Origin of the sequence: Hoylesella pleuritidis (assembly GCF_963541955.1) — a bacterium.
Classification (GTDB): Bacteria; Bacteroidota; Bacteroidia; order Bacteroidales; family Bacteroidaceae; genus Prevotella; species Prevotella pleuritidis.
In genome coordinates, this window is sequence record NZ_CAUTUT010000002.1 from 45,956 (window position 1) to 59,025 (window position 13,070).

Here is a 13,070-nt window from a genome sequence, read left to right on the forward strand (position 1 = left end):
AACCGATTATGAATCACAAGAATATCATCAAGGTCTTTGCGGCTATGCTGTTGACGGCTCCGCTCGTGTTCACTGCAAGTTGCAGCACGGACGAGTATGCCAAACTCAACACTAATCCGGCAACTATCAATAAGGCAGATATCAAATACCTCTTCACCCAAGAGCAGATTTCCTATCAGCCGTTCGACTATTTGCTTTGGTATTATGATGCCAATTATACGTCTCACTTCGCCCAAGCCTATACGCCGGCAGGCAGTTTCAGCGACCTGTTTAATCAAATAGGCGCGCTGGGTGGCGCTGGTTCACGTTTCGTTGAAGTGAAGAAGTATGAGAACGAGATTAATAAAACCATCGCTGAAATGGATGCCGAGAAGGCCAAAGGTTATCAAGACATCAAGGCAATGGCCAATGCACTCTCGGTGTATATGGCTCTTTACGACTGCGATATGTATGGTTCGATGCCGTATAGCGAGGCTGTACAGTTCCGTTATGGCGGTACTCTCACGCCGAAATACGATTCGCAGAAAGAGCTTTTCACGAAATGGATTGAAGAAATCGATGCCGACATCAAAGTGCTGAGCGCTAAATTAGAATCGCAGGCATCGCTCGGCAACAACGATTTGGCCTATAATGGCGACGCAGCCAAGTGGCTTAAGTTTGCCAATGGTGTGAAGTTGAAACTCGCCGTACGCTTGTTGCACCAGAATAAAGCACTGGCCATCAAACTGGCTGAGCAAGTTGGATCCAATGACAATAACGTGATGAGCGCTATCGAAGACGATTATGTATATAATAAAGGTACTGGCGGCGACGGCGGTAACAACACCTACGGAACCGATAACAGCGTAAGCCTGGGCGCATCGAGTAAGAATGTACTCGACTTTATGAAACGAAACCACGACCCCCGAATGCTGGTGATGTTTACCAAAAATAGTTATAGCTCGGAAGTTATTCAAGCTTTCTTCGACGCTCAAGCCAAAGGCAACACTAAATGTGCCGTTCCCAAGTATATTCTTGACAACGTAAACTACACTACTGACGCGTCGGGCCACAAACGTTTTGTCAATTGGAAAGGCGACGGTGAACCTTGGGTACGCTACTATGGCATACCTATCGGACTCAAACTTAGCGATGATAAGAACTACACCGGCGACAACAACTACTTCATTACCACACGTTGGGAAGTGACAGACGGTGATGCTTCCAAAACCTATCGCCCCTACTCTACTTTTAACGAAGAGCTGGTGCGTGGCCGTGTAGACTTCACTTTCCCCACAGCACCTAAGGGAAAGGTAGTGCAAGACACCGAAGACAACCCGCTTTATGAGATGACTTTGAGCACGGCTGAGGTCAACTTATACCTCGCCGAATTCAAATTACTGGGCGCAAATCTGCCTAAGTCGGCTGCCGCTTACTTCAAAGCAGGTGTGGAAGCATCTGCAAAGGCATACAACCGACTGGCAATGCTCAACAAAATACCCTATTATGACAAGGAGCATTGCAACGACCCATTCGACAAGCCCGTTACTTACGGTGACAAGGAAATCGAAAATATGATGGCTAATGCAGACTATCAGCTGACCGGCAACAGAGCTTCCGACCTCGAAAAGATCTACATCCAGCTTTTCTTGCACTTCTATTATCAGCCACTCGAACAGTTTGTCACCGTCCGTCGGTCGGGTGTTCCAAAGGTGGGTAGCACACTGATACCGTGGGTAAAACTGACAGAGAATACCAATATACCGCGTCGTTTCTACATCACCGAGCCCAAAGACTTCGACAAGATGAAACCATTCATCATCGCGGCAGCCAAAGAACAAGGGTTCACATTCAGCGACGGACAGAACCCTTCGCTGCTCAACACCGAGCGAGTATGGTACGATAAAGGTGCACCTAACTTCGGCGAGGGACCTAACTATTAGTCCTCACGCCCTTGTTTGATACAATCAGAAGGAGAGACAGACAACCGATCTGTCTCTCCTTTTTATTGATAACTGAATAATTATGCCTTAAACAAAAGGCCGAAAAGGTATAAAGAACAGATAAATAACACCTGCCATAGCCCACAAGGCGGCCTCCTACTTTACGGAAAATATCTGTCCGGTTCTTGCAAAACTCCTATTTTTTCGCTAACTTCGCAGCAAATAGCAATAAAATAAGACAGAATGGAAAGATTAGTAATTAACTCTTACGAAGAGTTTGCGGCCCACTTGGGCGAGGATTTGGGTGTTTCGGAATGGTTGAAGATTGATCAGGAGCGCATCAATATGTTTGCCGACGCCACGCTTGACCATCAATGGATTCACGTAGACACTGCACGTGCCCAGCGAGAGAGCCAGTTTAAGAGCACGATTGCACACGGGTATCTCACACTTTCGCTGTTACCTTACTTGTGGGATCAAATCGTTGAAGTGCGGAATATCAAGATGTTGGTCAACTACGGGATGGATCAGATGCGCTTCGGACAGGCTGTCGTCACAGGTAGTAGCGTACGTTTAGCCACTAAATTGCACGCCATCAGCAATCTGCGGGGCATCTGCAAAACCGAGATTGCATTCAAAATCGAAATCGAAGGGCAACGAAAACCGGCGCTCGAAGGTATCGCAACATTCCTCTATTACTTTGAGTAAGGAGTTTGGTAAAAAGTAATAAGAAGCTTTGGAGTAAGTAGTAAGGAGAAAGTAATCAGTAATTCAAAAAGAAATTAAATACAGGTTATTCTCTCCTTACTACTTACTCCAAAGCTTCTTACTACTCACCCACCACCACTAATCTACCAACGCAAAATCCAACTGCTTCTTTTCTAAGTTAGCTTGCGCCACTTTGATACGCACGGCATCGCCAAGCTGATAGCGATGATGATGTCTTCGCCCCACGAGACAATAGTTTTTCTCGTCGAACTCATAGTAATCGTCATCGAGATCACGCATCGGAACCAGTCCCTCACAATGATTTTCATCAATCTCGCAATAGATTCCGAAAGCCTGAATTCCGCTGATATGGGCGTCAAACTCTTCTCCGAGCTTATCGCTCATATACTCTACCATCTTGTATTTTATAGAATCGCGCTCCGCATTCTGAGCCACTTGCTCCATATCTGAGCAGTGTTCACACAGCTCTTCATAATGATCCTTATTCGCACTACGTCCGCCGACGGCGTAACGCGTGAGTAAACGATGCACCATTAAATCGGGATAACGACGAATTGGAGATGTAAAATGGGTGTAATAATCAAATGCCAAGCCGAAGTGTCCGATGTTATGAATAGTGTAATGAGCTTTCATCATCGCCCGAAGAGCTACCATCTGAATCAGATTTTGCTCATTTCGGCCCTCGCATTCACTCATCAGTTTGTTGAGACTGCGCGCTGTTTCGCCCTTGGTTCCAGCCGTTTTTATTTTGTAACCGAACTTAACGACAAACTCGCGAAGTGTTTCCAACTTTTGCGGATCAGGTTGGTCGTGCACGCGGTAAGGCAAAGTTTTGGCCATTTTACCGCGTTTCGCCTTGCCAATACTCTCTGCCACGGTGCGATTGGCAAGCAACATAAACTCTTCGATAAGCTTATTGGCATCCTTTGAACGCTTGAAATAACAGCGAACAGGGCGCCCTTGGTCATCAACATCGAAGTGAAGCTCTTCGCGATCAAACTTCACTGCACCGTTTTTAAACCGTCGTTCGCGCAGTTTTTTAGCCAATTTGTCAAGCTGAATGAGCGCTGCTGCGTTTTCGCCTTGGTATCCTCCGCGGGGCGCCGAAGGTGCAGGCTTGCCCGTTCCGTCAACTACTCCGTTTCGCTCCAACAGCTCCTGAACCTCTTCGTAGGCGTAACGGCGATCGCTTTTAATTACCGTATGCACGATGCGGAAGCTCTTTACGTCGGCATCCTCATCGAGATTGAAAACCACACTATATGCCAGTTTCTCCTCATTGGGCCTTAACGAGCAGATGAAATTGCATAAACGCTCAGGCAACATCGGTATCGTACGGTCTACGAGATAAATAGATGTGGCGCGTTTCACGGCCTCTTTGTCTATAACCGACCCCTCGGCAACATAATGAGAAACGTCGGCGATATGCACGCCAACCTCCCACGTGCCATCCATTAGCCGTTTAATCGAGAGCGCATCATCGAAGTCTTTCGCGTCTTTGGGGTCTATCGTGCAGGTGAATGTAGTACGGAAGTCTTCCCGCTGGGCCAAATCCGCCGGCGTGACAACACCCGAAATCTTCTCAGCTGCATCTTCCACAGCTTTTGGATAGTAGTAGGGCAAACCGTATTGGGCTAATATCGTGTTCATTTCTACATCATTATCGCCCGACTTCCCGAGTATATCCACCACCTCGCCGATAATATTTTTATGGTCGGCATCAGGCCATTGGGTCACCTTTACCACGGCTTTGTCATCGCTTTTACCGCCTTTCAATTTGCGTTTGGGTATGATAATATCGTGTACATAGAGGTTTTCCTGTGTTACGAGAAAGGCTATATTCTTGTCCACTCGCAGTCGGCCGACAAACCGGTCCTTCGCTCTTTGAAGGATTTCAATAACTTCTCCCTCGCGGATATGATTCCTTCGGCGCGCCATAACAGATACTTTCACGCGGTCACCATTCAATGCCGACATCGAATTTCGCTCTGAAATGAACATCGGAGAGCCCCCTTCGTCGGGTATGAAAACATTTTTGCCGTTGGCTTTACGCATAAACCGCCCTTCGGCCACTTGTTGCATACGGCTGAGTCGATAAGCGTTGTCGCCCACTTTGGTGAGCGCATCGTCCCAGGAGAGCTCTTCCATCGTATCGATGGCCAGCATTTTGAGCGGATGCGTATTGAGTTTGAGCGATCGGAATATGTCTTTGAATGTGAAAGTTTTATCAGGTTGCGACTGAAAAAAACTCATCAACCGGTCGGTCAACTGTTGTTTATTCATCCGTTTGCCGCCTTTTTTCTCTTTTCCCATCGTATGATTGTATGTTAATATGTTGATTTTATTGCTTCCGATGCTGCAAAGTAACAAAATAAAAACGATAAACCGCCGTCTCGTTACAATTATTTTGCATTAAAAAACGGTGCTGTTCCCCCTATCGCAAAGGCGAATTGACAGGGAACAGGTTATAAAATAAAGCGCGATGTCCGTACAATCGACAGACATCGCGCCATTGGTTTATTCTAAGGTTTTGACAAATAAGCCTGTTGCAATTCGTTTGTTGTTGTTGCTTGATTTACGAGTGCAGTAATCGAATGTAGTAGATTTCTCTCCGCTATACGACATCCACCGTAGTTTGAGCTTGACAGTCTTGCCCTTGGTATCGGGCAATGAGGCGAGTCTGAACGCTACAACAGCATCGCCCACAGAACTTTGTACATCGCCGTTAGCATTGTGATAGAACACCACTTCATACGGGTTCTTAGGATTCGAGCCTGCAACAAGATTCACTTTGTGCTTTACCACGCCCCCCCAACGTGTGCGGAAGCGCAGCGTCAGGTATCCGTCTTCGGCAATAGTTACCCAATCATTAATGATTTCCACAGGGTCTTTGCCATAGGTTTCGGCATTTTTGTTACCTAAGTTCGGTGCTGTTCGTTTGGTCAGAATACTGTCAATCCAGTTCACCCGTACCGGATAGTCACGCTTGTTGTGTCCTGCTTCAGTCACACTGAAATTCACAAAGGCTCTCACTTCCTTATCACCGTAAGGCGATTTCGTCATATTGACCGGTCTCAATACGGTCGAATCGTCTAATTGCAGATAAAAAGGCGTCTTAGCAGTGGCCGGTTTCACCGTTACAATGGCATTAGGAAGGGCAGAACGGTCGTTATCGTCTTCGTTGAGACACGAGGTTAAACTCACGCTACATAGAGCCAGGCAGATGCCGCAAAGGGCTAAAAATGATTTTCTCATAACACTGATTTTTTTATTGTCTGTCTACTTCTTAAATTCCAAATTACGAAAACATTGCATCCGTTAATACATTTTTTTTGTAGACATGCAATAAAAAACTCAGAAAAAGAGTGCCTATTTTCGGTACTTTCTTACGGAAAAAGACGGAATCAATCGGTTATTTCGCCTAATTTCTTCCATATATTCAGGAAGTCCTGATGACTTACTTTGTTGCCGTAAGTCACTCTGATACCGGCATCTTCGAGTGCAGAAAGGGCCTGTTCACTGATGATATCGGCATACACTTCACACACACCGCCTTCAGCCATCATCCTTGCTGCGGTGCGACCTACGGCTTTATCAGCCAACTTAGCATCCAATAACACTTCGGGTTCGTTGGTCATCAGATCATAAAGCGTGCGCACCCCGCGCCCGTCGAACGTGCGAATATTTCCCTCGTGCAGTACTACCAGCGAGCACTGTTCGCTGTGGAGCTTGTCTTTCAGTTCGTCCATCATAGTCTGTTCCTCCGTTAATAGCTGTTCGTAACAGGCCGAATCCAACTGTCTGTCACTTCGCAAAGATAGGCAAAATACTTGAAAGCGCCAAGTATTTTACACAGAAAAAAGGGAAATGCAGACCAAGAACTCTTTGTTTTAATTCTTTACTTATTCGCTTAGATTGTGTCGGAGAAAACAGAGCGAAATATGCATCGACTACCACTTCATACTTCACTGATAATCAATCACATATAGTTCCCCTTGCAATTGACCGTTAAACGGCGTGCGATTAATGGTTAAACACACTGCGAAAAGCTGTTAAACGGAGAACAATTAACCATTAATTAAAAGCGGGTTATTATTTACTTGCAGACGAATAGGTCTACCTGCCCTTGACAACGATGTCTTTTGCTCTTCTGAATGGATGAACTTGAAGAACGGACAAGCACTGTTTCACCCCTTATTTATTTGTCTTGCAAACAATACAAAAATAACATTTATCTATCAAATAATAAAAAATTGTATATTTTCTGCCCCCAACCCAACCGGTATTGACAATTATTTCGTATATTTGCAAACAGTTTAACCCATAACTCAAATGATAAAACAACTACTTACCTTAGCTGCTTTGACATTTTCATTGTCGGCAAGTGCACAGACACATCCGCTGTGGATGCGTTACAGTGCGATCTCTCCTGATGGCTCAACCATCGCGTTTTCTTACAAAGGCGACATCTACACCGTTCCTGTCGGAGGCGGGAATGCCCGCCAACTGACGTCCAACGCGGCCTATGATGCTTATCCCGTATGGAGCCCCGACGGGCAAAACATCGCCTTTGCATCGACTCGCGAGGGCAGTATGGACATCTATTTGATGAACCGCAACGGCGGTGCGCCCAAACGATTGACTACCGACAGCGGCGACGAATACCCTCAAACGTTCCGCGACAACACGCATATCCTGTTCTCAGCAAACGGTATGCCCACGCAGAAATCCATCATTTTCGCAGGCGGATCGTTCCCGCAGGTGTATGAAGTAGGCACTAACGGCGGTCGGCCCAGGCTCTTTTCGGGTCTGACAATGCTCAATATCAGCATCAACCAGCGTGGAGACATTCTCTATCACGACCAAAAAGGCTATGAGGATCCGTATCGGAAGCACCACCAGTCGCCGATAACGCGCGACATTTGGCTGTTGAAGAACGGCCGATATACACGGCTTACCACCTTCAAAGGCGAAGACCGCAATCCAGTTTGGGCGCCCGACGGCACGCACTTTTATTATCTCAGCGAGACCGACGGTACGTTCAATGTCTACAAACGCAGTGCCGACGGAGCCGAAACAACGCAACTCACGCACTTCAAAGGCAATCCGGTGCGCTTCCTCACGGTGTCGAACAACGGAACACTCTGCTTCGGTTACGATGGCGAAATCTATACCTTGCGTGACGGCGGACAACCGCAGCGGGTGAATGTAAGTGTTGTTGCCGACCGCAGCGATATCGAACTGCAACGGCGAAATTGGACTTACGGCGCCTCGGAAATTAAAGTTTCGCCCACGGGTAAAGAAATAGCATTCGTTCTTCACGGCGATGTCTATGTAACATCTGTGGACTATAAGACGACGAAACAGATTACCGACACGCCCGAACAAGAGCGAAACATCGACTTTTCACCCGACGGCAAGAGTCTTGTCTACGCTTCAGAGCGCAGCGGCTTGTGGCAAATCTATATGGCAAAGCCCAAGAACAGCAATGAGAAAAACTTTACTTACGCCACCGACATCATTGAAGAGCAGTTGGTAAAGTCGGCTAAAACCTCGCAGATGCCGCAATTCAGCCCCGATGGAAAGAGCGTAGCCTTCTTTGAAGATCGCGGTGATCTCCGCGTGATCGACATCAAAACAAAGGCTGTTCACACGGCAATGGACGGCAAATATATCTATTCTTACAGCGACGGCGACATCTGGTTCGAGTGGAGTCCGGATAGTAAATGGTTGCTTTCTGCCTATATCGGCAACGGCGGTTGGAATAACCGTGACATCGCTTTGGTCAATGCGGCCGGCACGGGAGAGATTCACAACCTTACGCAGAGCGGTTACAGCGATGGCAATGGCAAGTGGGCATTGGGCGGAAAAGCAATGATTTTCAGCAGCGATAGAGCCGGATACCGCAGCCACGGCAGCTGGGGTACCGAGGAAGATGTATATATTATGTTCTTCGATCTTGATGCTTACGACCGCTTCCGGATGTCGAAAGAAGAGCGGGAATTAGCCGATCAGATCGCAAAGGACAACAAACCCGTTGCCCAGACGAAGAAGAATAAGAAAGGAAAGAAGAAAGACAAGGCTAAGAAAGACGACACATCGAAGTTGCTCCGGTTTGATTTTGCCAACTGTCGAGACCGTATCGTGCGGCTCACTGTTAACTCTTCGCATCTCGGCGATGCCGTTCTCAGCCCCGGAGGAGACACCTTATATTATCAGGCTGCATTCGAAGGAGACTATGATTTGTGGAAACACGACTTGAAAGAGAATAAAACCGAGATTGTGTTGAAAGGTGTCGGAGGCGGCGCTTTACAGCCCGACAAAGGATTTAAGAATCTTTATCTGTGTGCTTATCGAGGCATTAAGAAGATCGAAATCGGCTCAAAAGCCATTAAAAACATCGACTTCGAGGCTCGGTTTAACTATCGTCCGTATGCGGAACGCCGTTATATGTTCGACCATATATGGCAACAAGTGAAGGATAAGTTCTACGATCCTAAGCTACACGGCGTCGATTGGGACGGCTATCGCAAGACTTACGAACGCTTCTTGCCGTATATCAACAACAATTTTGACTTTCGTGATATGCTGAGCGAGATGCTCGGCGAGTTGAATGCATCTCATACAGGCGCCCGTTACTTTGGTTATGGAACGAATTTACCTACGGCTTGTCTCGGAGTTTTCTATGATCAAGACTACAACGGAGACGGGCTCAAAATCGCAGAAGTCATCAAACGTAGTCCGCTTGCACTCCAAAACACGAGTGTGAAGGCCGGATGTATCATCGAAAAAATCGACGGACAGAAGATCGTTCGCGATTCCGACTACAACTATATGCTTGACGGCAAGGTCGGAAAGCCCGTTCGTCTCTCCGTGTTCAACCCTCAAACGAACAAGCGTTTCAATGTAACGATACGCGCTATCAGCAAATATGCACAACAAGAACTGCTTTACAAACGGTGGGTTGACCACAACCGCCAACTTGTAGACAGTCTTTCAGGTGGGCGGATTGCCTATGTTCACGTGAAGGCAATGAACAGTCAGAGCTTCAGAACGGTGTATAACGAACTGCTGAGCGATAAGAATCGTAATCGTGAAGCTGTCATTGTAGACGAGCGTCACAATGGAGGCGGCTGGCTGCACGATGATCTTTGCACGCTGCTCAGCGGCAAAGAGTATCAGAAATTCATTGCACACGGCAAGTATATCGGACGCGATCCGTTCAACAAATGGGTTAAACCGTCGTGTGTTTTGATATGTGAAGACGATTACAGCAACGGTCATGGCTTCCCGTTCGTGTACAAAGAGTTGGGCATCGGCAAGCTGATTGGCGCTCCGATAGCAGGTACGATGACCGCCGTTTGGTGGGAATCGCTCATCGATCCGACAATGGTCTTTGGCATTCCGCAGGTCGGTTGCCGAGATATGCACGGCAGATGGGGAGAAAATACGCAGCTGAATCCTGACATCGAAGTATATAACTCGCCCGAGGATTACCTCAACGGCAACGACCGACAGATTGAAAAGGCCGTCCGAAGTTTCAATCTTGCGCCGCTATCTTCGTCTAAATAAGACAAGGAGTAAGTGTACACCATCTGAATGACGGATTCGAGACACAGCCTGTCGGAGTCTCAATCCCGCATTTGAAAATGGTCGCCGGGTGGATATTCTATTGTCGAATATCCACCCGGCGCTCGTTTTTTGTTCCCCTGAAATCTGTCTTTCGGAAAATAATGGCTACCTTTGCACACGGAACATTATGATGATTAAACAAATAAAAACATTATGGCAAAGAAAGCTTTATTGATGATTCTCGACGGTTGGGGAATCGGAAAACACGGTATCGGAGATGTAATCTACAACACACCGACACCTTATTTGGATTATCTCAACGCCGTTTCAGCTCACGCTGAACTGCAAGCCTCGGGCGAAAACGTAGGTCTTCCCGACGGGCAAATGGGTAATTCGGAAGTCGGTCATCTCAATATCGGTGCCGGACGCGTGGTCTATCAGGATTTGGTAAAGATCAACCGGGCTTGCAAAGACGGTTCTATCTTACAGAATAAAGGCATCATCGAGGCTTATACTTACGCCCGAGAGTCAGGCAAAAAACTACATCTGATGGGACTGACCAGCAACGGAGGCGTGCATTCTTCACTCGATCATCTCTTCAAACTCATTGAAATTTCTAAGGAATACGGATTGAAACGCACATTCGTTCACTGTTTTATGGATGGCCGCGACACCGATCCAAAGAGCGGAGCGGGCTTTATCCGCGAGCTCACTGACTGTTGTGCGAAGAACGATGCAGCCGTTGCAAGCATCATAGGACGCTTTTATGCAATGGACCGCGACAAACGTTGGGACCGCGTTAAAGAGGCTTATGACCTCTTGGTTAGGGGAAAAGGCGTACAGACCGACGATATGGTGCAGGCCGTAGAAGCCAGTTATACCGAGGGAGTAACCGACGAATTCATCAAACCCATTTATAATTCGACGGTCGACGGGACGATTCAGGCCGGCGATGTCGTCATCTTTATCAACTTCCGCAACGATCGGGCGAAAGAGCTTACACAGGTACTCACCCAACAAGATATGCCCGATGAGGGGATGAATACCATCAAAGACCTGCACTACTATTGTATGACGCCTTATGATGCAGCCTTTAAAGGCGTGGGAGTTTTGTTCCCCAAGGAGAACGTTCAGAATACACTCGGCGAATATCTCAGCACCCAAGGCAAGCGTCAACTGCACACGGCAGAGACCGAAAAATATGCACACGTCACATTCTTCTTTAATGGTGGACGTGAGACTCCGTTTGAAGGAGAAGACCGAATACTTGTTCCCTCGCCCAAAGTAGCCACTTACGACCTCCAACCGGAGATGAGTGCCTACGAAGTGAAAGACAAATTGGTGGGCGCCATCAATACACAGGAATATGATTTCATCGTTGTCAACTTCGCCAATGGCGATATGGTAGGACACACAGGCGTGTATAACGCCATCGCCAAAGCCGTTTATGCCGTAGACAATTGCGTGCGCGAGGTCATCGAAGCTGCCCAAGCTAACGACTACGAGGCACTGATCATTGCCGATCACGGCAACGCCGACAACACAATCAACGAAGATGGAACGCCCAATACGGCACATTCGCTGAATCCGGTACCTATTATTTATGTGACAAATAATAACAGTGCGACGATTCGCAACGGTCGTTTGGCCGACGTAGCACCCTCTCTTCTCCACATAATGGGGCTCGAACAGCCTGCCGATATGAACGGAGAGAATCTGATTTCAGATAATTAAAAGTTTTCCAAGCTCCCTAAGTTAGGGGATCGGAGAGCTGTGAACGAAGGTTGGTTTTATTTTAGACAGAAAACCAAAAGAGCATAAGTGAGAAAAGATTTGTATATTTTTGTAAATCAACAACATACAAATCTTTTCTCACTTAACTATTATTCGTACTGCAACTAACAATTGATCGCACGCCGTTTAGTCATTACTTACTACTATTATGAGAACAATTCTCGCACTACGGAGAGCGACTTGAGCTCAGGAAAATTAGGCAGATGCAGGCGATAATAGGCCGTGATGAGCTCTATACAGCGGTTGCGCTCGGCACGGGACATCGCAAAAAGGTGCATCGTTTCATAGTTCATCCGCATCAACAGGCTGATTTTGGCAGCCTCATCAGGGCACAGAAAGTCAGCGTGCAACGGCGGTTCAGGCGTAAAAATGCTGTTACGTAGATCGAAAAAATCGCCTTCCTGATAACCGTCAAGATTGGGATAGAAGCCCAAGAAACGTGAGAGCCGCATCATAAAGACCAAATGGAAGTTGGAAAAAGACTTGTGTGCACCGTCTAACCAGGCCAGACTGTTCACTACATAGCTGAACAAAGGCAAATCAGCTTGCTCGCTTCGGGTGGCGTAATAAAGAAATTCGGCCAGGAAAAGCGATATCGACAGCTTGTAAGGTTCAAATGGAATGGAGGCGAAAGGCAACGCAATGGTCTCCTCTTTAATGTGCTGCAAGCGCACACGTTGCCGATAATCGAACGTGATTTCCACAACGGTCATCGGCTGAAAAAACGACTTTCGTACCCGCGAACGGGCCGACTTTGGTTGCCGACAGATGAAAGACAGCCGCCCCGACTGCTCGGTTAGGAAGTCGACAATACGTTGCGACTCGCCGAATTTAACGGAGTTGAGAACGATGGCACGTGTCTTGATTTGCATTTCGCTATATGTTGATATTCAATTAGTTACGAACAGACTTACGAAAAGCCGTTAAACGGCGAGCAATTAACCGTTAAACGACGCGCGTTTAACGGTCTTTCGCAGTGCATTCAACGGTTAATCATTTTGCAAACGAATCATACGCTCAAACGCACTGCTTGTCGGCCGCCGGATAACCGTC

The 13,070-nt window shown here is 47.2% G+C and carries 8 protein-coding genes; 4 read left to right on the plus strand and 4 right to left on the minus strand.

The window, feature by feature from the left end; all coding sequences use genetic code 11:
* Positions 1–8 precede the first annotated feature (8 nt).
* Together RWY97_RS00950 and RWY97_RS00955 are read left to right on the plus strand one after the other, a co-directional pair.
* A complete protein-coding gene (locus RWY97_RS00950) occupies positions 9–1,922 on the plus strand; it encodes a SusD/RagB family nutrient-binding outer membrane lipoprotein (RefSeq protein ID WP_021584865.1) in 1,914 nt (637 codons plus the stop codon).
* Positions 1,923–2,165: 243 nt separating this feature from the next.
* Positions 2,166–2,630, plus strand: coding sequence for a MaoC family dehydratase (locus RWY97_RS00955; protein WP_021584918.1), 465 nt, complete (start codon positions 2,166–2,168; stop codon positions 2,628–2,630).
* Positions 2,631–2,768: 138 nt separating this feature from the next.
* On the opposite strand, the gene rnr is transcribed toward RWY97_RS00955, so the two are convergent.
* The 3 genes from rnr to RWY97_RS00970 form a co-directional block, all read right to left on the minus strand.
* A complete protein-coding gene (gene rnr, locus RWY97_RS00960) occupies positions 2,769–4,964 on the minus strand; it encodes a ribonuclease R (protein ID WP_314738909.1) in 2,196 nt (731 codons plus the stop codon).
* 204 nt (positions 4,965–5,168) lie between these two features.
* The gene (locus RWY97_RS00965; protein WP_273177775.1) at positions 5,169–5,906 is read right to left on the minus strand and encodes a NigD1/NigD2 family lipoprotein; all 738 of its coding nucleotides are present in this window, start codon (positions 5,904–5,906) and stop codon (positions 5,169–5,171) included.
* A 149-nt stretch (positions 5,907–6,055) separates the two neighbouring features.
* Positions 6,056–6,403, minus strand: coding sequence for a DUF1893 domain-containing protein (locus tag RWY97_RS00970; RefSeq protein ID WP_024991393.1), 348 nt, complete (start codon positions 6,401–6,403; stop codon positions 6,056–6,058).
* Positions 6,404–6,983: 580 nt separating this feature from the next.
* Between RWY97_RS00970 and RWY97_RS00975 the strand changes: the two genes are divergently transcribed.
* A complete protein-coding gene (locus tag RWY97_RS00975) occupies positions 6,984–10,223 on the plus strand; it encodes a S41 family peptidase (protein WP_315565013.1) in 3,240 nt (1,079 codons plus the stop codon).
* Between the two features lie 213 nt (positions 10,224–10,436).
* On the plus strand, positions 10,437–11,957 hold the full coding sequence (gpmI, locus tag RWY97_RS00980; RefSeq protein WP_315565014.1) for a 2,3-bisphosphoglycerate-independent phosphoglycerate mutase: 1,521 nt from the start codon (positions 10,437–10,439) through the stop codon (positions 11,955–11,957).
* A 206-nt stretch (positions 11,958–12,163) separates the two neighbouring features.
* Here gpmI and recO read toward each other — a convergent pair whose 3' ends face one another.
* On the minus strand, positions 12,164–12,889 hold the full coding sequence (gene recO / locus RWY97_RS00985) for a DNA repair protein RecO (protein WP_315565015.1): 726 nt from the start codon (positions 12,887–12,889) through the stop codon (positions 12,164–12,166).
* Between the last annotated feature and the right edge of the window lie 181 nt (positions 12,890–13,070).

Excerpts from the sequence above, each read along its gene's own strand:
- RWY97_RS00950 (WP_021584865.1), top strand. The coding sequence starts at position 9 with ATGAATCACAAGAATATCATCAAGGTCTTTGCGGCTATGCTGTTGACG.
- RWY97_RS00955 (WP_021584918.1), top strand. The coding sequence starts at position 2,166 with ATGGAAAGATTAGTAATTAACTCTTACGAAGAGTTTGCGGCCCACTTG.
- rnr (WP_314738909.1), bottom strand. The coding sequence starts at position 4,964 with ATGGGAAAAGAGAAAAAAGGCGGCAAACGGATGAATAAACAACAGTTG.
- RWY97_RS00965 (WP_273177775.1), bottom strand. The coding sequence starts at position 5,906 with ATGAGAAAATCATTTTTAGCCCTTTGCGGCATCTGCCTGGCTCTATGT.
- RWY97_RS00970 (WP_024991393.1), bottom strand. The coding sequence starts at position 6,403 with ATGATGGACGAACTGAAAGACAAGCTCCACAGCGAACAGTGCTCGCTG.
- RWY97_RS00975 (WP_315565013.1), top strand. The coding sequence starts at position 6,984 with ATGATAAAACAACTACTTACCTTAGCTGCTTTGACATTTTCATTGTCG.
- gpmI (WP_315565014.1), top strand. The coding sequence starts at position 10,437 with ATGGCAAAGAAAGCTTTATTGATGATTCTCGACGGTTGGGGAATCGGA.
- recO (WP_315565015.1), bottom strand. The coding sequence starts at position 12,889 with ATGCAAATCAAGACACGTGCCATCGTTCTCAACTCCGTTAAATTCGGC.